Annotated in this window: 24 protein-coding genes; 4 read left to right on the top strand and 20 right to left on the bottom strand. The window is 48.7% G+C overall.

Going from position 1 to position 22,154, the window contains the following annotated elements; genetic code table 11:
- Positions 1 to 28 precede the first annotated feature (28 nt).
- Together E7746_RS00485 and E7746_RS00490 are read left to right on the top strand one after the other, a co-directional pair.
- Positions 29 to 259: a hypothetical protein gene (locus E7746_RS00485; RefSeq protein ID WP_136409478.1), complete on the top strand. Its 231-nt coding sequence runs from the start codon at positions 29 to 31 to the stop codon at positions 257 to 259.
- Positions 252 to 1,511: a glycosyl hydrolase 115 family protein gene (locus E7746_RS00490; protein ID WP_136409479.1), complete on the top strand. Its 1,260-nt coding sequence runs from the start codon at positions 252 to 254 to the stop codon at positions 1,509 to 1,511. The genes E7746_RS00485 and E7746_RS00490 overlap by 8 nt, the downstream gene beginning before the upstream one ends.
- Here the strand turns inward: E7746_RS00490 and E7746_RS00495 are convergent.
- The 9 genes from E7746_RS00495 to E7746_RS00535 all read right to left on the bottom strand — a co-directional run bounded on the left by E7746_RS00495 (position 1,484) and on the right by E7746_RS00535 (position 12,868).
- Complete coding sequence (locus E7746_RS00495; RefSeq protein WP_136409480.1) at positions 1,484 to 2,410, bottom strand: DUF4861 family protein; 927 nt, start codon at positions 2,408 to 2,410, stop codon at positions 1,484 to 1,486. The two genes, E7746_RS00490 and E7746_RS00495, sit on opposite strands and share 28 nt — an antisense overlap.
- 25 nt (positions 2,411 to 2,435) lie before the next feature.
- Positions 2,436 to 3,854, bottom strand: a complete 1,419-nt coding sequence (locus tag E7746_RS00500) for a glycoside hydrolase family 88/105 protein (protein ID WP_136409481.1) — start codon at positions 3,852 to 3,854, stop codon at positions 2,436 to 2,438.
- 12 nt (positions 3,855 to 3,866) lie between these two features.
- On the bottom strand, positions 3,867 to 5,414 hold the full coding sequence (locus E7746_RS00505; RefSeq protein ID WP_136411267.1) for a rhamnogalacturonan acetylesterase: 1,548 nt from the start codon (positions 5,412 to 5,414) through the stop codon (positions 3,867 to 3,869).
- 87 nt (positions 5,415 to 5,501) lie between these two features.
- Positions 5,502 to 7,361 carry a rhamnogalacturonan lyase gene (locus E7746_RS00510; RefSeq protein WP_136409482.1) on the bottom strand — a complete coding sequence of 620 codons (1,860 nt, stop codon included), beginning with the start codon at positions 7,359 to 7,361 and terminating at the stop codon, positions 5,502 to 5,504.
- 136 nt (positions 7,362 to 7,497) lie between these two features.
- Entirely contained in the window at positions 7,498 to 9,798 is a 2,301-nt protein-coding gene (bglX, locus tag E7746_RS00515) for a beta-glucosidase BglX (protein WP_136409483.1), read from the bottom strand.
- Positions 9,799 to 9,891: 93 nt separating this feature from the next.
- Complete coding sequence (locus E7746_RS00520; RefSeq protein WP_136409484.1) at positions 9,892 to 10,527, bottom strand: hypothetical protein; 636 nt, start codon at positions 10,525 to 10,527, stop codon at positions 9,892 to 9,894.
- A gap of 25 nt (positions 10,528 to 10,552) precedes the next feature.
- Entirely contained in the window at positions 10,553 to 11,122 is a 570-nt protein-coding gene (locus E7746_RS00525) for a YdeI/OmpD-associated family protein (RefSeq protein WP_136409485.1), read from the bottom strand.
- 19 nt (positions 11,123 to 11,141) lie between these two features.
- On the bottom strand, positions 11,142 to 11,486 hold the full coding sequence (locus tag E7746_RS00530) for a DUF3795 domain-containing protein (RefSeq protein WP_136409486.1): 345 nt from the start codon (positions 11,484 to 11,486) through the stop codon (positions 11,142 to 11,144).
- Between the two features lie 20 nt (positions 11,487 to 11,506).
- Complete coding sequence (locus E7746_RS00535; RefSeq protein ID WP_136409487.1) at positions 11,507 to 12,868, bottom strand: alpha/beta hydrolase family protein; 1,362 nt, start codon at positions 12,866 to 12,868, stop codon at positions 11,507 to 11,509.
- Positions 12,869 to 13,074: 206 nt separating this feature from the next.
- Between E7746_RS00535 and E7746_RS00540 the strand changes: the two genes are divergently transcribed.
- Together E7746_RS00540 and E7746_RS00545 are read left to right on the top strand one after the other, a co-directional pair.
- Positions 13,075 to 13,851 (top strand): glucose 1-dehydrogenase, encoded by a 777-nt coding sequence (locus E7746_RS00540; RefSeq protein WP_136409488.1) that lies wholly within the window; start codon positions 13,075 to 13,077, stop codon positions 13,849 to 13,851.
- Between the two features lie 30 nt (positions 13,852 to 13,881).
- On the top strand, positions 13,882 to 14,670 hold the full coding sequence (locus E7746_RS00545; RefSeq protein ID WP_136409489.1) for an SDR family NAD(P)-dependent oxidoreductase: 789 nt from the start codon (positions 13,882 to 13,884) through the stop codon (positions 14,668 to 14,670).
- Positions 14,671 to 14,725: 55 nt separating this feature from the next.
- On the opposite strand, the gene E7746_RS00550 is transcribed toward E7746_RS00545, so the two are convergent.
- From E7746_RS00550 to E7746_RS00600, 11 genes are all read right to left on the bottom strand, one after another.
- Positions 14,726 to 15,172: a SecDF P1 head subdomain-containing protein gene (locus E7746_RS00550; RefSeq protein WP_136409490.1), complete on the bottom strand. Its 447-nt coding sequence runs from the start codon at positions 15,170 to 15,172 to the stop codon at positions 14,726 to 14,728.
- A gap of 11 nt (positions 15,173 to 15,183) precedes the next feature.
- Positions 15,184 to 15,876, bottom strand: a complete 693-nt coding sequence (locus E7746_RS00555; RefSeq protein ID WP_168184265.1) for a CPBP family glutamic-type intramembrane protease — start codon at positions 15,874 to 15,876, stop codon at positions 15,184 to 15,186.
- Positions 15,877 to 15,881: 5 nt separating this feature from the next.
- On the bottom strand, positions 15,882 to 16,433 hold the full coding sequence (locus E7746_RS00560) for a hypothetical protein (RefSeq protein ID WP_136409492.1): 552 nt from the start codon (positions 16,431 to 16,433) through the stop codon (positions 15,882 to 15,884).
- Positions 16,434 to 16,435: 2 nt separating this feature from the next.
- Complete coding sequence (locus tag E7746_RS00565) at positions 16,436 to 16,936, bottom strand: RNA polymerase sigma factor (protein ID WP_168184266.1); 501 nt, start codon at positions 16,934 to 16,936, stop codon at positions 16,436 to 16,438.
- A 114-nt stretch (positions 16,937 to 17,050) separates the two neighbouring features.
- Positions 17,051 to 17,668: a hypothetical protein gene (locus E7746_RS00570; protein WP_123395132.1), complete on the bottom strand. Its 618-nt coding sequence runs from the start codon at positions 17,666 to 17,668 to the stop codon at positions 17,051 to 17,053.
- Positions 17,669 to 17,681: 13 nt separating this feature from the next.
- The gene (locus E7746_RS00575; RefSeq protein ID WP_136409494.1) at positions 17,682 to 18,173 is read right to left on the bottom strand and encodes an RNA polymerase sigma factor; all 492 of its coding nucleotides are present in this window, start codon (positions 18,171 to 18,173) and stop codon (positions 17,682 to 17,684) included.
- Positions 18,174 to 18,362: 189 nt separating this feature from the next.
- Positions 18,363 to 18,902, bottom strand: coding sequence for a hypothetical protein (locus E7746_RS00580; protein ID WP_136409495.1), 540 nt, complete (start codon positions 18,900 to 18,902; stop codon positions 18,363 to 18,365).
- Positions 18,903 to 18,988: 86 nt separating this feature from the next.
- Positions 18,989 to 19,861, bottom strand: coding sequence for a DNA-methyltransferase (locus tag E7746_RS00585; RefSeq protein WP_202877162.1), 873 nt, complete (start codon positions 19,859 to 19,861; stop codon positions 18,989 to 18,991).
- Between the two features lie 7 nt (positions 19,862 to 19,868).
- Positions 19,869 to 20,399: a PDDEXK family nuclease gene (locus E7746_RS00590; RefSeq protein WP_136409496.1), complete on the bottom strand. Its 531-nt coding sequence runs from the start codon at positions 20,397 to 20,399 to the stop codon at positions 19,869 to 19,871.
- The gene (locus E7746_RS00595) at positions 20,396 to 21,193 is read right to left on the bottom strand and encodes a type II restriction endonuclease (RefSeq protein WP_238337274.1); all 798 of its coding nucleotides are present in this window, start codon (positions 21,191 to 21,193) and stop codon (positions 20,396 to 20,398) included. The genes E7746_RS00590 and E7746_RS00595 overlap by 4 nt, the downstream gene beginning before the upstream one ends.
- Positions 21,194 to 21,221: 28 nt before the next feature.
- Positions 21,222 to 22,154, bottom strand: coding sequence for a DNA adenine methylase (locus tag E7746_RS00600; protein WP_136409498.1), 933 nt, complete (start codon positions 22,152 to 22,154; stop codon positions 21,222 to 21,224).

The raw sequence follows: 22,154 nt of genomic DNA on the forward strand, positions 1-22,154 counted from the left end.
GTCATGTCATCACATTAACTTCAAATTCATGAAAGTAAAATTTGCGATATGTCTTCTGATTGCGTTAGTCGGCTTGCCGGTCAATGCTCAATTACGCGTTTCGGGACAGCCTGTTGGCAACAGCGTCAACCTTGGGAAATGCTCCATACTCGTTGACTCTCTCGATCATCACCTGATAGTGACCGTGGCAGGAATGTTTGCCGACGATTTCCACCGGGTGACCGGCAAGTCGATTCCCGTTGCCGGTGCTGATGTATGAGGAGCTGAAAAAGGCCTACGACACAGGCGCCGACCGCTATTGGCTGCTTAACGTAGGCGACATAAAGCCCATGGAGCTTGCCGTGCAGACATTCTTCGACATGGCGTGGGACTTTGACCGATTCAATTACGAAAACATCAACCGTCGCCAAAGCGCATTCCTTGGGTCGGTTTTCGGTGATGAATACACCCCCGATTTCCAGGAGATACTTGACCAATACTACCGCCTCGCGTGGAGCCGCAAGCCCGAATTCATGGGGTGGGAACGCGAGTGGGATTCACCGCAATACACCGGACTCAAAGATCCCGAGTACTCATTCGACAACTACAATGAAGCCGCCTCTCGCCTTAAGGAGTACAGTGACATAGCCGACCGTTGTCGCGAATTGTACGACAAACTGCCCGCTGACTACAAAGCCTCGTTCTTTGAACTGCTTGGCTATCCGGTCATGGCAGCAAACCAGATGAACCGCAAGTTCCTCATGGCCGGTTTGAACCACAAAATGACCGAGGCCAAGGAGTATGGCAAGGCCAATTGGGCGGCATTGCAATCGCAGCAGGCCTACGACAGCATCAATGCGTTGTCCCACAGGTACAACACCCAGTTAGACGGCAAATGGGAGGGAATGATGGCAATTCCTCCGGGATATGTGGCTCTATATCACAAAATGCCTGAAGTCAAATATCATGACGGCTATTCTCCCGAAGCTGTCGACCTGTCAATCGACAAGAGCAAGGAGATTCCTGCAGGTTATGCCGTAATTCCGGTTGACTCTTACAAGTCATCCAATTGCGGTACAGGTCACACCATCCGTATTCTGGAGGGCATAGGCTATGACTGGAAGTCGTTGCAGTTAGGCGAACCCCTGCAGCCACTCTCGTCCATTGACGACGATTCTTGTCTGAGAGTCGATTACCAACTGCCCGTCATCGATTCCGATTCAATAACCGTCATCTTGTACACTATGCCGAGATTCCCGTTGTACAAGGGTGCTGAATCTAAGTTTGCAATGAAGGTCGACGGCAACGAGCCTGTAATATTCGACGACATACTCAAGGAGTGGTCGCTCGAATGGAAAGACCAGGTGCTGCAAAACGGAAAGGCCAACAAAGCCTCGTTTAAAATCGCATCACCCCGAAAGCCCGCCACACTGAGCATCCTTGCTCAAGACCCGGGTCTGATTATACAGCGCATTATAATCGATTACGGCGGATTGAAAGAGTCCTACATCGGGCCGCGTCCTCTGGATTGAGCGGAGCCTGCATGCTTCCTCATGAATGAGAACCACTCTTCGGCCGACTTGAATCCGCCTCTCTCCCTGTCGCCCGAACTGATGACTCTGTAACGTATCTTTCCGTCACTGTCGGGGCGCACGATAAACAGGTAGTTCAGTTCGTCCTCCATCGACTTGACGATATTCTCGGGTGCGACACAAATGCCGAGCCCAACCGATTCTATGAGTTCGGGATGTCCCTTGTCGGGGACATTCCGGCCCCATGACGCGGCATATCCGTCGGGCGATATGAATCCCCGGTTGTCAAGCTCAAGTTTTTGAATGCCGGTGCTGAACATGTCACCGTCGTTATATCCCTCCAGCGTTATCTCTACCCAAAGGTCACGTGAGTCGCCTCGCACGGTATAACGTTGCGTCATCTCTATTGGGTGTCCGTTGAAAATCCACTCTTTGTCACGCACCTCTATCTCTGATGGCGATAGCACCGTTTGAGTCCTCGATGTGACGTTATCAATTGTCACGGGCCCCTCCTGCCATCCGCGGAAAGAGCCGGCGCCGATTGATTTGCCGGCCCAAAGCACATCGCAGCCGTATCCCTCATCCATCTGCTGTGGCGTGGTATAGAATCCCGTCACATCAAGTTCCGTCTGCGGCACCGCCTTGACATAGAGGTCGAGGCTCTGGCGGTTGTCCATATATACGCGATAGGCCACCCATGGATTCTCTATTACGGCTCCGTGACCGTATATGCTGTTATACATATCGAGCGTGTTGGCATCGCCGGGATAGGTGATCGACACTATGCGCGGATGCTTGCCGTGGGAGTCATGTAACTTTATATATGCATCGGTCGACTGTGCCGATGCGGCAATGCTGCACAACAGCATCATTGCCGTGACATGGACATTGTGTTTCATCTCTTACAGTGTTGCTGATTGATTGTCAATGAAGAACCTCGGTGGCCTTGCCGTTCTCGTCAAGGCTGAATATGGGCACTGTCGCTTCGGGATCGACATTGTAGTAATGTATGGCGCTGTCGTTCAATCTCGGGTAGCTGCTGTTCAGCATCTTGATGATTTCTGAACCGGCCCATATAACAGGCCCGTATCCGTGAGCTGCTTTCACGCTCACCGGCCGGTAATAGTAGTAGGCGGGATCAAATCCCATGCCGGTGCCCACGCACACTCCCTCTACTTCGCCCTTGTCGTTGATTTTTGAGGCAACGGCCTCCCATGCGAGCTGTGCGACAGGGCCGTAGGTTACAGCCTCGACCCAGCCTTGATTAACGGCATGAGCTATGCAGTAGGCAAATATTGCCGTGGCCGATGTTTCCTCGTAGGAGTCGTTGCGGTCAAGCAGCTGATGCCAGAATCCGTCGCGTCCTTGAAGCTGCGACAATCCCTTTATGTGCTCCTTTATTGTCGATAGTATCTTTGCCCGCTGTGGATGGTTCTCGGGCATTGCGTCGAGCAGCTGACACATGGTCAATATCGCCCATCCGTTGGCTCGTCCCCAGGCCATCGAAGGCTCTTGCTCAAGTCCCTCTACATATCCGTGACGGAATATGCCCTTCTCGGGAATCCACATGCGGTCGATGAAGAGTCCGGCTATGCGTGCCGCCTCGTCAAGCTGCTTCGGGTCGTTGGTGTAGGCCGAGCGTGCGGCCATCGACGGGAGAGCCATGAACATGTCGTCGAGCCACACCGAATTGTGGTGAGGACGGTTGCGCGCTATCGTTCCGTCGGCAAGACGGTAGGTGTGGTTCTCCACAATGTCGTAGTAACGCTCGATTATGTCGCCGATTTTCAATGTGGAATCGGCCATTGCGGCACGCATGAAAGCTGCCGACATTGCGCCTGCGTCATCAAGAGTGGCGGGCGCTATCACCTGACGCATCTGTCCGTCATGTCGGCCGGTACGTGACGCAAGTTCCGCAAACGCAGGAGCTGCCTTTGCAAGAAAACCTATGCGGTCGCTCACATAATCCTTGTATTTCGCATCGCCGAGAGTGTTGTAGGCATCGAGCAGCGCCATGTACATGACGCCCCATTCGTAACTCGTCAACCTGTAAGTGCCTTGGTTCAGCTTTGCGTCATCGGGCAGATTCGTGAGGTCGTCTATTACTTCATCCTCTTCATTGACCACGCGGGCCGGAGTGACTGAATCGATGTATGAGAACACGCGGTCGATGTCGGCCTTTACCGAATCGACGCTTAACACTTTATATGGGTTAGTGTAGTCGGGTTGCAGCAGGTGAAGCGGAGTTGTCGAGTCGTTTATCTCAACCTCCTTCGGTTGCTTGTTCGATGAACAGGATGCCAATACGAGGCCCGACAGAAGAAATATGTTTATTCGTGACATGAGTTGGTGTAATTATTGTTTGAGGAAATTTTTCAGTGAGCAATCGGTGCTGCGCAACCCTTCGGCAATGCTTTCGGCATTAAGTCGCGCCCCTTTCAGCGATGAGTGAGTGTGATCGTTCTTGAAGTATGGAGCCGAGCCATCGGGACCCAACTCCTGAAACTTGGCACCTGATATGGCGTTGAGGTCGATGAAGAACGCTCCGGCACGGTCGGCGGCCTCTCGTGCCCATAGGCCGAATGAAGAGGCGTTACTCTCAATCAGTCCGTCGTGCCACTTGTTGCGCGGAGTGTGGCTCAACACAACCGGGATGGCTCCTTTTTCGAGAGCGTCCATGATGAATTTGCGTATGTACCAGCCGTAGGTGTAAACGACCTGGTTCCGCCCCTTGGCCACCATGCGAAACACTTTGCTTTCGTCGCCCGAGCCATGCAGCTCGCCTCGCGCCTTGCCTGTGTTTATGTCACCGTCGTCGTTGTGGCCAAACTGCATGATTACATAGTCGCCCGGTTGCAGTGCGTCATATACTTTGTCCCATCGCCCTTCGTCGAGAAATGTGCGGGCGCTTCTTCCGGCCATGGCGTGATTCTCAACCGTTATGCGTGTCGTGTCAAATAGCTCATCGATCACGCTTCCCCATCCCCACATGCTGTCATCGTCACGGTCCTCGTTTTTGACAGTGCTGTCGCCTATGGTGAATAATATCGGCTTACCCTGAATGCGTGACGCACCCGTGACGCTATCCACCGGAGAGGGTAGAAGGTAATCCTTCAATCCGAGTGAGGGCGTTGAAGCTATACCCTCAACAGCCGACTCGGCATTGACTCGCGCGCCAAACTCCGATGTGTGTATGCGGTCGAGGTAAAACATCGTCTTCACCTTCTCCTTGCCGAAACGCTCAAACTTGCATGCCGTTATGTCATTCAGGTCGATAAACGGCACATTCTCGGCTTCGGCCACCTGACGGGCCCATAATCCGAATGTCGAGTCGACACGCGTGATTACGGTGCTGTCGGCATCATCCCATGCGTTACGCGGTGTCAGTGACATGAGCACGGGAAAGGCCCCACGTGACTTGACGTCACGCACATAACGGCGCATGTATTCACCGTAAGTGTAGACGGTGTCACGCTTCCCGGTTTCCTTTATCACCACGGCGAGCGATTCATCGCCGATGCCGGGTATTGAGGCACGGGCGCGACCGCTGTCGTAAGGGCCGTTGTCGTTATGTCCGAGTTCGATTATAACCCAGTCGCCGGGGCGCACTCCTTTGAGCACATCGCCCCACAGCTGGTTGTAGAATGTGCGGCTGCTCATGCCGCCGAGGGCATGGTTCTCGACTGTTATCTTGGCGGGGTCGAAATATTCATGCATGAAATATCCCCATCCCCACTGTCCGTTGTCACCATTGCCACGCGTGCCGGTGCGCATGGTCGAATTTCCCACAAGAAACAGCACCGGATTGTCGCCCACACGCGTGGAGCCTGACACCGGGCGCATTGTTCGTGCCAGCTCGATACTGTCGGGCGTGTTGTCGACAACCATGTTCACATCCTTCATCGGCTCGATTGTCTGAGCATGAAGTCCGAGAGCGAGAAGCGACACCGCACAGGCTAATATATGTTTCATCGGCTCGTCAATTAAAAATCATTTTATTGTTGTACCACGGAATTTGGAGCCTTTCTTCAAGTCGGGGCCGAAATAGAAGCCGGTGCCCGTGGGCTGGTTGTAGGCGACATTCTGGTTTGCGATGCTCACACGATACACCGGATCCTCAAGGAATGTGTGGAATCTATACTCGGTGGGTATTGTCGTCACATATAGCCGCAGGTTTTGGTTGTCGTCGGTGCGCATAAGCACCTCTTCGCGCCAGTCGCCCACGATGTCACCTTGCAGACACGGGTTGGCCTTGGTGCCGTTGTTCCATGTGCAGCCCTCCATCGTCATTAACGTGTCGCAATTTCCGTTTCCCCAGTTGTATTTGCTTATCTCATTTCGGTCGAGCAACTCACGCAACAGGTCGCCGTCCCACCACACAGCCATGTTGACCGGCACCGAAGCCTTAGTTTCGCCTATGAACTCGCTTTGAGGTGAAATCAAGGAGCCGTCAAAGGCTCGCACGCCCTCGGTGTTGGGCGACCACAATTCCACTCCTTCGTGATTGGGGTCGATGTCGGCGGCCATGCAACGGCCTATGTCCTTGTCGCTCGGGAACTGAAACACCACCTTGCCGGTGCGTGCGTCACGTAGCGAAGTTCCGTCCTTGCGGTTTTCGTGACATCCCCACACGTAATATTTTTCATTGTCGACATCGCTCACGAGGTGCAAGGCGTCACCATGGTACATGCCTGTGGAGTAAAGCCCTTTGCCGTCATTGTCGACAGTCATCTGTCCGTATATGATCTCGTCACATCCGTCACCGTCCACATCGGCCACCCGCAGGTTGTGGTTGCCTTGTCCGGCATAAGCCTCACATCCGGGGTCGTTTGAGTCAAATGTCCATCGGTTCTTAAGCTCCTTACCGTCCCAGTCAAATGCGGCAAGCACGGTGCGGGCGTAGTAACCGCGACACATCACGACACTCGGATGAATCCCGTCAAGATAGGCAGTGGCGGCAAGATAACGCTCCGAACGGTTGGCGTAACTGTCGCCCCAATCCTTCAATTGGCCTCGCTGTGGCACATAGTCCACAGTCGCCATGGCCTCTCCGGTCTTTCCGTTGAATACCGTGAGATACTCGGGACCGGCGATTATGCGACCCTTTAGATTGCGGAAGTCGGCTCGGCGGTCACCTATCACCTTCCCTTGACCGTCCATGGTGCCGTCGGCGGTTTTCATTACGATTTCAGCGCATCCGTCGCCGTCGAGGTCATATACCATGAACTGTGTATAGTGAGCGCCCGAGCGAATGTTGTCGCCCATGTCGATGCGCCAGAGGCGAGTGCCGTCGAGTTTGTAGCAGTCAAACAGGGTAGGCCCGGTCCATCCGTCATGTGCGTTGTCATGTGAATTGGTGGGATTCCACTTCAGGATTATCTCATATTCTCCGTCACCGTCCACATCGCCTATCGAAGCGTCATTTGCGTTGTAGAAATACTCCCTGCCGTTGGGGTCGACACCGAGGTCGGGGCGGTCAAGGGCGATGTTGATGTAACCGCACGGAGCATTGGCGGGGAGCGTAAACTCACCTGCGCGGTCGCCTTTGGCGGGCTTGACTGTGTACACCGCCTGTGAATCCGATGTATTTTTGTCCTTGAAGAAGGTGCCTTCGGTTATCGGCTTGCTATTTACTTTCTTACCGTTGCGATACACATCAAAAGCCTGATTCTCGGGGTCGGACGACAGATAACGCCACGACACCATTACCGTGGAAGGGTTCTCGCGCACGGCAACAACACCGCGGCCAAGTGACTCACGCTGCAGGCGTGAATAGTCGTAGGCTCCTTGTGCCGAAGCAAGCGTAACGGCTCCCAGTGCCATAAGTGACAGCAAATTTTTTAATTTCATGGCTGTGAATGGATAATGATTTGTTTATGGATGCGTAAAGTTAATAATTTTTGATGTAACGGCATATAAAATAACACAAAAGCCACGGCAAGGAGCTACAATAACCCTTACCGTGGCCTTTGTGATATATGTCTACTTATTGCGTTACTTCAAAACTGGTTGACAGAGTGCAGTCGCTGTCGCCCCCGATCCATAACGTGAAGTCGCCGGGCTCGACCTTGCGCTCCATTTCAAGGCCGTAGAAGGCAAGCTCGCTGACGGGAAGCTCAAATGTCACTTGTGTCGATTCGCCGGGAGCCAAGGTAACTCGCTTGAAGCCCTTGAGTTCCTTAACCGGACGGGTTACCGAACCCACCATGTCACGCACGTAAAGCTGAGCCACTTCGGTAGCCTCGCGCTTTCCGTTGTTGGAGAGGGTGACGGTGGCTTTTATAGTGTCGTCAACACCGTAGGATGATTTGTCTATGGCAAGGTCGGAATAGGAGAAATCGCCATAGCTCAATCCGTAACCGAAGGGGAAGAGCGGTCCGAATCCGGCATCAAGATAGTAGGAGGTGCATCCGAGCGATGTCTGACCGGCCTCGGCGGGTATGTCGTTCAAAAGCGTTTCATGACCCGATGCCGGGCGGCCGGTGTTTTTCTCGCTATAGTAAACCGGTATCTGTCCTACGCTCTTGGGGAATGTAACGGGAAGTTTTCCGCTCGGGCTGACAACGCCGAAGAGCAGGTCGGCTATTGCCGGGCCACCCATTGTGCCGGGATGGAAGGAGTAAAGCACGGCATCCGACTCCTCGACCTGCTTGGCGATGGTGAGCGGTCGGCCGGCGATGAACACCGTCACGAGCGGCTTGCCTGTGCGCGACAACGCCTCGATGAGTTCGCCCTGTGCACCTAAAAGGTTGATGTCGGCAAGGCTGTGCGCCTCGCCCGAGAGGATAGCCTCTTCGCCTACTACCGCAATTACGGCATCGGCATTTCTTGCGGCATTTACCGCCTTGGCGATTCCTGCGGTGTTTTTGTCACGACTGTATCCAAGTCCGGGTTCGTAGATTATCTGCATCTTGTCGCCGTAGATGTCACGCAGGGCATCGAGTACGGTGACTGTGCTGTCCTTCTCTCCGTCAAACGCCCACGTGCCGAGCTGGTCATGCGGAGCATCGGCCATGGGGCCGGTAACCAGGATGCGCTTTATGTCGGCCGACAGAGGCAGTGTGCCATTGTCATTCTTAAGCATCACCGTTCCTTCGGCAGCCGATTGACGAGCTGCGGCAAGATGCGCCTTGTCATACTTGACCGACTGCGGGGTTCCGGTATAGGGATTCTCAAACAATCCGAGCTTGAACTTCACGCGCAATATATTGGCAACCGAACGGTCGATGTCGTCGATGCTCACCTTTCCCTCCTCGACAAGCTCCTTAAGATAGCGTATATAGGTTCCGCTCACCATCTCCATATCCAAGCCTGCTGTAAGACCCTTCATTGCTGCATCCTTGGGGTCGGAGCAGAATCCGTGGCTCACCATTTCGTTGACACTCGCCCAGTCGGATACGACAAAACCGTCAAATCCCCAGTCGCCGCGCAGAATATCGGTTAGCAGATGCTTGTTGCCCGATGACGGCACACCGTCATTGTCGTTGAACGATGACATGTAGGTGAGGCAACCGGCCTTGCAAGCCTCCTCAAACGGCGGGAGATACACGTTGCGCAGCTGTCGCTCGGTAATGTAGGTGGAGTTGTAGTCACGCCCGGCCTCGCTCGCGCCGTAACCGGCAAAGTGCTTGGCGCAGGCTGCTATCGATGAGGGCGATGTGAGGTCGTCGCCCTGAAATCCGTCGACCATGGCCTTTGCCATGACGCTTGTGAGGTAGACATCCTCACCGCAACCTTCGGCAATGCGTCCCCAACGAGGGTCACGTGCTATGTCGATCATGGGAGCAAATGTCCACCTGATGCCGTCGCTCGACGCCTCGGTGGCGGCAATGCGTGCGCCAAGTTTTACAAGCGCCGTGTCGAATGTGGCGGCCTGTCCCAGCGGAATCGGGAATACTGTCTTATAGCCGTGGATTACATCGCGAGCCAGCAACAGAGGTATTCCAAGACGGGAACTGTCCATTGCCACTCGCTGAAGGCTGTCGGACAGGGCAGCTGTGGGCACATTGAGCAGCGAGCCCACCTCGCCTCGTGACACAGCGTCACACAGATTCTCAAAAGCGCCCTCGCCATAGGGCATCGACAACTGGTTGAGTTGTCCTATCTTTTCCTCTAAGGTCATTTGCGACAACAGGTTATTCACTCTTGCCTCAACGGGTTGTGACGGGTCGCGATAGAGTGAGTCGACATCGCCCGACTTGCCACACGACTGCGTCATAAGAATTGTTGCCACAAGTGCCGGCAACATTACCATTGCAAAAGCGGCTTTTGAAGAAATGAATTTCATGATCGGTATAATTTAATAACGGTTATTGTAAACAAAAATAGCAAATTTATCACAGAATCCCTATAATCACTCTATAAAATGGGAATGGGCCTGTTATTCATTGACCCAAGGCTCATCAAGCATCTTTCTTGAGCGTGTAACGGTAAATGAGCATTCTTGCAAATCAGCTTTAACATACATATTCGAGGTACACAGATTGGTGCGCTCTGCATCCAAATGCATAATGCCCTTGGTCGATAAATATTGGCTTTTATATTTCGCTATTGCCTTTTCTCCAATCTTTTCAAAGTCGACTAAATCATTGGATTTCACATCAAATATGTCGGCAACATGATTGATAATATTTTTTAATTTATGATATCCTTCATCATTCAATTTCCGATTATCTTTATCATAATTCTGATTTTTATCAATATACATGTCTTTATATTTAGCCAAATCGTTAAGACAATCTACAAGTTGTCCCACAAATCGATTTCGGACATCGGGATCTTTTAAAGTTCTGGAAATTTCATTGACAATCTCTTTCCCCTCTTTATTGTCGACATTCCTGAATGTTATATTACCTTCATTCAATGGTATTATAGCTTCGGCTTTTCCATGCTTCTTACACGCTTTATTAAAACGCTTATGGAGGTGCAAACCACGATCATCAATATCTATGGCTTGACCTGCCGAATGGTTGTCGATTTTAATTGTTTCTCCTTTTATCAATCCTTTTATTGACATAACGGTTATTGTTAATGTGAATTTTCTAATAATCGAGCAGTCGGCCGCAATCGTTCCAATCGCCAATCATGACGCACCGCTCGCTTGCCTCAATAAGCTTCATGAGGCGACTTTCAAAAAGCTCCCGACTGGTCTTTTTGCGCTGAATGTTGTCGATTCGCACCCGTTGATAGAGCGGATGGAATGAACGGAAATTACTCCATGCCACAGGATTGGCCATGAAAGCATCCAATATATCACGGTCTATCACAAATTCCTTATCAAGGTCGGGGCACACCTTTCGTCCGCTGTCGGTCATCATTCCAAGTGATTCAAGCCGTCGACACCGCTCCTTGTTCAGTTCGGTCCAGCATCCGCTATTGCGCCTTGGCCCGAAACGTTGCAGGGCTACGCCGTTGACACACTTAAGCGTGGAGTCAATCCATCCGAAACATAAGGCCTCCTCCACGGCATCGAGATACCACAGGGCGTCATCAGGAGGAGTTTTGCCTCGCTTGACAGCTATCCAGCACTCGCGTTCAACTGAATGGTTGTTTTCAAGCCATTTGCGAAACTCATTTCGGGAGGTGATCGGTAGAATCTCCTTAACTGTCATCGCTTGGACTGTCTGATGATTATTTGCGTTTCATGGTCTGGCATTTAAGGAGTGCCATCTCTTCGGCGAATGCCTTTTCACCATGCTCCTTGATGTAACGGATGCAAGCGGGGCGGTCGGACTTGAACAGCAGCGCAAACACTTTTGAAATGAAATTGGAGTAGGTCTTGCACTCTTCAACCGCCGTGGCACACTCGGCGCAGGTGTTATATCCGTGTTTACTGACACATTTACGAATCTTGCACCATGACGCTTTCTCATTACGATGACATCCAGGACACTTGTCGGTCAGATACTTGCGACATGCACCGCAGTAAAGTCCGCATGACGCTATCAATTGAGGATTGGCTTCTATTGCTTTCATATTTTTCAAATTGCAAAAAGTTACTTGGTTGAGCAGCTGGTGATGAATTGAGCTATGGATTCAAGCACCTCGGGAGAAATTGTTTCACGAATGTCGCCGTATTCACCGGCATCGCCTGTAACGGCATGTTGCATCAGATGATTCAACCCGGGCATAAGCTTGATTTGGGCTTGCGGGACAAGCTCTTGTATCACCGACAGATTGTCGGGGTAGACCTGAGTGTCCTTATCGCCGTTGATTGCCAACAGGGGGCGTTTGACCTGTTTGAGATAAGTGCGCGGATTTAATCCGATGAAGGCATCAATCCAAGGGCTTCGTTGTTGCTGAGTCATTTTGAGCGATGATGCGATAAGAGGATTTACAGTCAATCCTGACTCTTTCACTATCGAGTCAATGTCGATTGCCGTTGACACTCCCTTTAGGTTCTGCTCGTGCATCGTGTCAAACACACGGCCAATGAGCGTGAGGATGCTCTCCTTGTCATCATCGCCAATCGCCGTCTGGTCAAGCCGGCGACCGTTTTGTCGAAGAAGTGTTTCCTTACCAGAGATTGCCATTCCGGCCAGTGAAATCATGAAATCGGGCACATTCTCGGCACCGAGCATGAAAGCGATTGTGCCGCCTTCGGAGTGTCCGAGCACGCCTACTTTCCCAATACGGTCAAGAGTGTGCAGGAAGGCTATGCCGCTCTTGGCATCGTCCTTTAGCGTATAGGTTGTGGCGGTGAGGAAATTTCCGGTTGATTGTCCTGTGCCTCGGTCGTCATAACGCAACGAGGCGATGCCGTTGCGTGCAAGATAGTCGGCAATTACGGCAAACGGGCGATGATCCATTAACTCTTCATCGCGATTCTGCGGCCCGCTGCCGCTCACCATCAGTACGGCGGGAACCTTATTGCCCGACAACCGCTCGGGCATAGTCAATGTAGCGCTCATTACAGCACCGTCGGGGGCCACAAATGTCGTGTCGATGACTTCATAAGGGAATGGCGGGCGTGGTGTCTGCGGACGACGCTCTTCAATCGGGGCTTCAGGCAACAGATCGAGTGGAAACGAGTAACCGCGCTGGCTGAATGACCCTTTAATCGCATCATGCATAATCCGTCCACTGTAGGATGCTCCGATGGCGTTGCAAGTTAGCGATATGGAGTCGGATGTGCAATATGCTACCGTGGCGGGAATGCCTTTGGCACCCTGTGCCGGGGAGTCGAGTGTGCACTGAGTGGAGCCGTCGCCGCTTTCCGAGAAATTGAATACAATCGGAAGTTTTGTCGCACCCAATGTGAGTTCACCTTTCCAGGAGCCGGTCAATCCATAAGCTTGAAATGAGAATAATGAAGCTATCGCCACCATGGCAAACAGCAATTTCAATCGACTGTTCATAACGGATGTAGTTTGTATATTAAAAGCCGGCTGATACCAGTTGACGGCATAGGCGCAAATGTACAAAATAATTTCAAAATTGCGGTCTTATTTCAGCATTTCAATGCCGGTATATGTATTTATCAGAGTGGGGGATATAATTACATGGATTGTCCTGAACAAGCCCGTCTGAATTTGGGTTCTAAATGGTATAATTAATCATCAATATGGACATTAAAAATCTTTTCGACCTTTCAGGAAAGGTCGCAGTTGTTACAGGAGGTGGCGACGGCATAGGTAAGGGCTGCTGCGAAATACTGGCTGCAGCAGGCGCATCGGTAGTAGTGAGCGATATCAGCGCCGATAAAGCCAAGGCTGTCGCTGATGGAATAGTTGCTGCCGGAGGAAAAGCCATATCAATGGTTTGCAACGTACTTGAGGATGCCGATTTGGTAAAACTTATTGACACGACAGTTAAGACATTCGGCACAGTCAATATACTTGTAAATAACGCGGGTCTTGGAGGCGGTGGCCGCGAGAATCCGTTTAAGATAGACATGAATTATGTAGATCGCATCTATCGTATAAATGTTTTCGCTCCGCTGCGTCTGAGCCAGCTTGCAGTGCCCGGAATGGGCAAATCGGGCTACGGAAGCATTGTCAACATCACATCGATGAGCTCGATCGACAAAGAAGCCAACATGTGTGTCTATTCGTCATCCAAGGCCGCGCTTAATCACTTGGCCGCCAATCTGGCCTACGATTTCGGTCCTTACGGAGTGCGCATCAATAACGTTGGCCCGGGTGCGACAAAGACCGCAGCCCTTGCATCGATTCTTACTCCCGAATTGCAGGAGAAGATGCTGAAACACACCCCGATAAATCGACTCGGCGAGGTGTCGGATATAGCTCAGGCAGTGTTGTTCTTCGCGTCGCCGGCATCGGCATGGATCAGCGGACAAGTAATATTTGTCAATGGAGGCGGAAACCAGACATTGGACTGATAATGTAATGAATTTTAATAGAATACAATAATGAATCCAGCAAATGAACTGTATGACTTTTCAGGGAAAGTCATACTTATAACCGGGGCTGCAGGTGCCATAGGCAGCGAGGCGGCTCGCCAATTCGCGATGCTTGGCGCCAATGTTGCCCTCACCGATATAAATGAAGAAAAGGTAAAAGCTGTAGCTGCAAAGATACAGCAGGAAACCGGCAGCGAATGCATAGGCATAAAGGCTGATGCTACCAACGAAGCCGATCTCAAGAGCCTTGTAGAACAGGTAGTGGCCAAATTCGGCAAAATCTCAGGCCTTGTCAATAATGTGGGCTGGGGTAAGGCGACACCGCTATGGGGTTCGGATACGGAGGCGATGGTAGCTTCCTACAAGCTTAATACGATCAGCGCCTATAACGTGACGAAGTACTGTATGCCTTATCTGCGCAAGGAGCCAAATGCCTCGGTGGTCTTCTCCGGCTCGATGGTCGGTGTCACTCCGTCGCCTGAATTTATCGAATACAGTACGGCTAAGGCCGGCTTAATAAACATGGCCCACAGCATGGCCGTCGCTTCTGGACCTGAAGTGCGCTTCAATGTTGTTGTTATCGGTTCGGTCGATAACGGCGATGCCACGCTTGAGGCCGGTTATGACCCCGCCATGCTGAAAAAGATATCTGACGCGATTGTCATGAAGCGTCGCGGCACTCCTGCCGACATAGCTCACGCTTTCGTGTTTCTCATGAGCAATGCTGCGTCATGGATTACCGGCATCAACCTCATGATGGACGGCGGCGGAATGTATGAAAGCAAAATGCCGAGCTAACCTAAACATTACTAAACAACTATGGGGCTGCGCCAATTTTGACACAGCCCCATAGCTATTTTAGCGCGGTTAATGTAATCGTAGGGAATATGGTCGATATCTGAGATTTTGGGAGGATTACCGAGCAAGCTCCATTGGCTATTTTCATCTTGACAACAGGTGTGGACAGAACCCGTCCATTTATGCTTATTGCAATGCGCTTTTCAATATTGCGCTCGGTTATTTCGGCATACTTTGCTGTATCAGAAAGGTTGAATGGAATAGTTATTCCGTCATCTCCGGGATAATGAATCAATTCAGAAACATGTACAGTATCTTCCAAAAGGCATGGCGAAATGGCCTCGACAGTATCTCCATTATCGATTGTAGGATAAATGGCGACTATGATATCCTCGTCAACATTGATTTTGGATGGATTTTGAGCATTGCCGGAGCATGCGATGGCACAAATCGCGACAAGATTTGCCAACAGAACTGAAAATAGGGAATTTAGTGCTTTCATATATTTGGTGTTTAAATTGTTAGCAGTACGAATATTGCCGGGAGATTATTGAAGATGTGCATTGCAACGCCCCACCAAAAGCCAAGATTTACGCGATAGTAGGTAATGGCGCATCCTGCCGCAAATGGCACCGTGACAACACACAGCATGTATGGCACGAGCATGAGGCTATAATGGGTAAAAGCAATAAGATGTATCAAGCCGAATGCTATTGCCGTGCCCCATACTGCGAATCGGAAATACTTTTGTTTCAGCTTTTGCCAATAGGATTCAGTTGTCAGTGAATATATTAAGATGAACGCGGCAACAATGGCAACAATGTACATCGTGACCGAGAATGCGGTCAGTGAGGTGAATCGTTGCCAAAGAATATATGCGGGGATGGAAGCCACGGCAAGCGCTATTTGCCATTTTTTGAAAGATAATCCGAGTCGAAAGATGCACTCTTCAAGCAACGGAGCGACGATGCATACCGTTATCAACACATAGGTCAGGGAACCAATATTTTTTGCCGTTTCCGGGCTGCCTGCGAATCCGGTCATGGATTCCGGGTTGATGCCGAATGCGTTATAGACAGCCACACACCCGACAACCAGCAACATTGCGAATATACGGCTTACTATCCAGAACAGCAATCCATACCCTACGATCCATTTCTTGGAATGGATCTCACGGTCATCAGTACGCGAAAGAATGAATTTCATACTCATTACTCCTTTTCCCAATTTACAAGATTATTTAATTGTTTTATGTTATTACGATACCATAAGTATTCAAGGCTGAATGCCAACACGGTAATACCCCATGTGAAAAACATTCTCCAGCTATGGATAAACATCGGTGTAAGTGAGAGCCATATTAACAATGGGATTAAAACTATTGCAGTGGCAAGTTCAACATTGCGATATAGTCTTTTGACCGACAAAATGACTTTCAATATCTCATTGTTTGAGTCTTCCCATAGATTAATTGCCCTAATGGAGCGGTAAATCCTGATGCCATATAGATTAGTAACAATAATGGTTGAACAAAACACCGCAAGCCACCAGTACGGGAATTTCATGGGCGACCAAAATGGACTTAAAGTCATAAGAATAAGACAAATCACTGTGATTATCCCTTCCCAAATTGCTCTTTTCAAAAGTCTTGATTTTATGTCACTTCTTTTTGAAAGTACCCCGTTTGCCACATCATCATTGATTTGCGAGTCAATATGAGGCTTAACTGACTGCCAAGTTGTTTTCAAATCTTCAAGTTCCATATTCAAACCTCCTTTCTTGATGATAGTTTTTCTTTAATACGATATAGCCGTGAAGCGACCGTGTTTCTCGGAATGCCCATATTGGAGGCGATGTCATCGTAGCTCAGTTCATCAAGCCACATCAGAATCAATGCTTTATCCATCGGGTTTAATTGGGCAATCAAGGCATACAGCCATTCGATTTTCTCGCGGTATTCATTGTCGTTTTCATTTTGAAAATGGATTACGGGAATTTCATCCAATGAAAGCGTCTTTATTTTGGGCGACAGCCGCCGTAAAGAAAACAGGCATGTGTTGATGCACACCTTATATACCCAAGTGGCTTCGGAACATTCATTACGGAAATGGCGGTATCCCTTGAATAAGGAGATTAAAACTTCCTGCTTAATATCGTCAAACGGAACATCGTTATTGGCATAGAAGAAACAGACACTGAAAATTATCTTTTCGTGCCGCCTGACCAAAGAGGTAAAGGAACTATTGTAGTCAGAACATCTCTCCATTTGCATTTACTATTTACAAAGTTAGATGCTATATTCCACAAATAGTTCCCTGTGGCGATAAAAAATCGGAAATAATGCCCGCCCGATAAATTCCCTCTCAGCCGGGCGGGATGTTCATTGTTGCGTGTCGGGGGATTTCGGAGCGGGATTTTTGCCTTCCATTGCTTCGATTTCCCAAATCATCCGGTTGTTGGTATCCTGGATTGACAGGTAGATTACAGCAATGCCGACGATGGCGATGATAATTACCACTCCAACGGCTATAAATTTGGTGGTGTTGTCGACGATGATATCGCCAAACAGCTTATAGTTGCCGATGTATTCGAGCAGGAACCATGCAAGCCATATTACTGATAGTGGAAGCTCGATTGCCATTTGGATGGCGCGTTGGCGTTTTTGGCGGAGAAGGTAGGCTTTGAAGTCGCGGAGGCTCAGTTGACCGATCAGTTTACTCGGTACTCTCACGGTCTTGAAGTCGAATATAGCGCTGATAATACATCCGACGGCCATTGTTATTGCAATCCACATCGACATGTCGAGTACATAGCACAGGCCGAAGAAGAAGAGGCACAGGAATGGAATCAATATTATTTCACCGATCACTAATCGGTTAAGGCCTTTAGAGCGCTCTTTTATTACGGTGTGCATCAGGTGGGTGTTGATTATCGCGTAGCTGTCGAGGCTGCTTTTCATTTTGGCCATTTGGTCGCGAAGTGCTTTTATTTCGTCCATAGCGTTGATCTTTTTAAGAGTTGGAGTTTAGTGATATAAGTTTCTGGCGTATTCTCGTGAGCCTTACGCTGAGGGCTTTTACGGATATTCCTACAATGGCGGCGATTTCCTCGTAGGTCATATCCTCGAGCCAAAGAAGGATTATTGCTCGGTCGAAGGGCTCGAGGCGTGTTATTCGCTGATGAAGGAGGATGTTGTTGCGGCCTTCGGGAGTAGTGTTGCTGAACACTTCGGGAGAGATGTCGAGCGGTACGGTCTTAATGCGTTTCTTTCGCTTCTGTGTTAGGCAGGTGTTGAGGCTGATGCGATAGACCCATGAGCGGATGCTGCTGTCGCCGCGAAAAGTGTCGAATCCCTGCCACAGGTTTACGAGCGTTTCCTGGAATAGGTCGTCGGCTTCCTCCTTGGATGTTGCGTACATGTAGCATACGGAGTAGATGGTGGATTTTTGCTCCATCACTATACGTTGGAAGTCGCGATTGTCGTTGTTATCTGATTTTTTCATCTGTTGATTTAGCGTTTCTGTACATAGGACGCAATAAGTACGAAAAAACTACAACAAATACCAAAAAATATTGACATTTTTTTTAGAGGTGCTCGATTTTAGACGCCGTTCCCGATATTTTGTTGACACCGGAAGCTTAGGCCGATGCTTCCGGATTGCAGGTCGTGCCGTTATGTGCGGTTGCCACGGTTAATGGCGACGGTGTTTCTTGTGGTTGTGACGGGAGTGCTTGTGGCGCAGCAGTTTCTCGAGTGTGCTCTTGCCGGGGCTGCTTTCAGTTGTTGTCGGGGAGGGGGATGCTGTTATTTGAGGTTGCTCGCAAGGTGCTGACTTGGGCTGCGCGGCCTGTTGCTTGACTGCGGGCGTGGATTGGGATTGTTGTTGGTTTGGGGCTTGTTGAGCCGGTGTAGGCTGCGTTACATTGTTCTGACAGGATGCACAGCGGCTTGATTGAGCGGATTTTGCATCTGATTTGCGGGCGCGTGCAAGGCGACGCAATTCACGTGCGCGATAGCGGCGGCGGATTGTGGGCATGATGAGCATGAATATGGCCCGTGGCACGCCGGGTGTAACCTCGATTACAGTCAAGTCGCGCTGATAGGCTTCGATTGCGGCGCATATTTCGTCGCGGTAGTGCTTGGGCAGACGGTCGACTGCGTCCTTCCATTCCTGATCAAATTTCAGACTTTTGCCTCGGCGGCTCGGTGAGTTAGTTGCTGTATTTTCCATAATTACTTTTTTCCAGCAAATATAATGCGCCGAAATCCCGGATTTCACCCCATAATGTCGCGAAGCACAAAAATAATCCAAATATCTTAGAATGGAAGGTCATTTCCATACATCGGTTCGGATTCATTTGCATGATGTATGGTGGATATATAGTTCAAATCATGAAGTTTACTAATATATTTGCGTTTAACATCAATTTGCTCTATTTCTATTCTACGCGCTGTGCTAAGGGATGCAAACTCATTTATTTTTTCAATGCCCAAATATCTTCTGCCACATAGGTTTGCAGCAATTCCGGTTGTGGATGATCCTGCAAAAGGATCGAGAATCCAATCATGTTCATTTGTATTTGCAAGTATAATTCGAGTGAGTAATGCCAACGGTTTTTGTGTTGGGTGTTTGCCACATGATTTCTCCCAACGCCCTATTGCAGGAAGTCGCCAAACATCTGTCATTTGCTTGCCATTATTAATCGCTTTCATAAGTTTGTAATTATACTTATGAGGAACTTTCTTACTCTTTCTCGCCCAGATAATGAATTCTGTAGAATGGGTAAAGAATCGACATGATATATTAGGAGGAGGGTTGGTTTTGGCCCAAGTTATTACATTTAGAATTTTGTAACCAAGTTCAGTTAACAAGTTCGCGATAGCAAAAACATTATGGTGAGTACCGGAAATCCAAATTGTCCCATTATCCTTTAGCTTTTCGCGGCATAGTTTTAACCATTTCCGATTAAATTCTATAATAGATTCAAGATTACCCCCTTTATCCCATTCCCCTTTATCAACACAAACAACTTTACCAGCTTGATAGCTTATACCTCCGTTAGAGAGGAAATATGGAGGGTCGGCAAAAATCATATCAAACTTAAATTCAAACTGTGGAAGCACATCAAAACAGTCGCCATTGACAATGGTGAAGGCTCTGTCATCTGATTTGTAAAATGGGATTATCATTATGTTATTAACTAACTGTAGGAACGGGTAATCCAAGTTTTTGGAGAGGAATGTACTGGAAATAATATTGACATCCAACTGAAATAATATAATCCAGCACATCTTTATATCGTGGATTTCTGAACCAATCATCCAGAATATAAATATATTGTACCTCTATGTTCAGAGGAAAGAAAAGCTTCTGATATTGTTTTTTCTTAAAGTCACATGTTTGGAGTTTCTCATCAACGCTTCCGCCGACATTTTGAGTTTTAACCTCGATTATATAAACTGTATTGTTGATGATAACGTAAATACCATTATCAGGCAGCAATTTCGCAGAAATACAATTTCTCCAATCTACGCCACGAGGTTTTAAAAACAGGGAATACAATTCATGTTTTTTGAAAATCTGCCCAACTTCTTCGTACTGATAAAACACATGACTTCCATCAACACGGTAGCCCGGTTGTTGATTAAGAAAAGTCTTTAAATCGACTTTCCCTTCATAGACTAACCCAGTCAAGGTATTAGCTCCGCCTGTTCCTCCTTTTATCATTTTAGTTTCTCGATGAAAGTGTTGATATTTGTAAGGTTATACACACTGGGAATATGCGCAAATGCTTCTTCAAGCTTATTCCGCGCTGATTCCCAACCTATGCCGTCTGTTATCCATACAAATTCAAATCCGGGGACCGCGTTTATCTTGGGGGCAAGTTCGGAATAGGAACGTGCAACTTCATTGAGTTTTGAGCCTCCACCTGTGTAGAAGTTCGCCTCAATGAGATAAACCTTCTGCGGAGTGCGGATAACGAAATCAAATCGTTTATTGTCGGCCCCTAATGCCCTCACAATTTCAGGGAACTCCGTGTAATAAACTTCTTGCTCGAATGGGATTCCATTTGCTGTCAGAATATTTGCAACAAGTCCCTCCATGATGTGTCCACCTCGATTCTTGCGTGCATTGGAATCAAGCCCTACTTCTACGCCAAAGACATAGTCCACAAGATTTTTGATTTGCTTTTTCTGAAAGACTTCGGTTAGACCGGTTTCATCAAGAAACGTCGTTACCTGTTCCGGAGAATTGAAGTAATCGCTGACAAGATAGATATTACCATAGGCATCAATCGCTTTTTTCCTATCTTTTGCCCGAACAGCGATGAGTACATCCAGCACTGTAAACACCTTTGGGTTCTCTTCCCACAATCTCTTCACTGCAGCCGCCATGTCTTCTTGTCCAATAAGATAATTTAGCTGGTTCAGCTTAATTGAAATCGCGTCTACATTGGCTGCAACTTTAGGGAAATCTACATAATCTTTTAGCGAAAAGTGGGTTTCTTTCAATGGTTTCATGAAGTCTGAAAATCTGTCGGACATGGCTTTAGCTGTTAAAGAGGTTTGTGGGTTCACCCTGATAATTTTCGTAGTTTCTAATTAGTAATTCTGTTAGAGTTCCGCGTTTGGTCGCATTGGCATTGATACACCTTTTGGCATATACTCTCTCAATGAAGAAATCTTCATATAATTTATCAAAGAAGTCATCTTCCACATTGCGACCTTTGCAGTCTGAATTACTGAGCATTGCAAAACACCCTCCTGCCGAGAGGTTTGAGTAAAAATCTTTCAGGCGTATTTGCTCGTTATCGTCAAACGATTCCTTTACATAAGAATTGAAGCTTGATGTGGCATCAAGAGGACGATAAGGTGGATCAAAATAAAAGAATGTATATCCTTGAACATGTTCCGCAGTATGCGAAAAATCCCCGTTTAACAGTTCAACTTTTTGCAAGAGTTCACTATCCGCGAGAATCAACTCTTCATCGCAAATTGTCGGATTGGCATATCGTCCAAACGGAACGTTAAATCCACCTTTGGAGTTCTCTCGATATAGGCCGTTAAAACAAGTGCGATTCAGGAATATCATATAGGCAGCTTCTTCGACATCAGTCAATTGCGATTGGTTAAATCGGTTTCTTATATTGAGGTAAAAATCTTTTTGTTGATCATATTCAACAAATGACTTAAATGTATTTTGGAGTTCATTTAGGGTGCCGATTAATGAAAAAGGTTCGTCACGGATGACGGTATAGGTCTTTATAAGATGGGGGTTAATGTCATTGACAATAGCTCTTTTGATATTGGGATACTTCTGAAGCATGAAAAAAAGCATAGCGCCTCCCCCCACAAACGGTTCGATGTAGGTTACATCATATTCGTGACGGAATGTTTCCGGCAAAAATGAGTCTATGGTAGGAAGCAACTGGGTTTTGCCTCCTGCCCATTTGAGAAAGGGCTTTGCCTTTGTTTTTGTCAT

It is taken from the genome of Muribaculum gordoncarteri (genome assembly GCF_004803695.1).
Classification (GTDB): Bacteria; Bacteroidota; Bacteroidia; order Bacteroidales; family Muribaculaceae; genus Muribaculum; species Muribaculum gordoncarteri.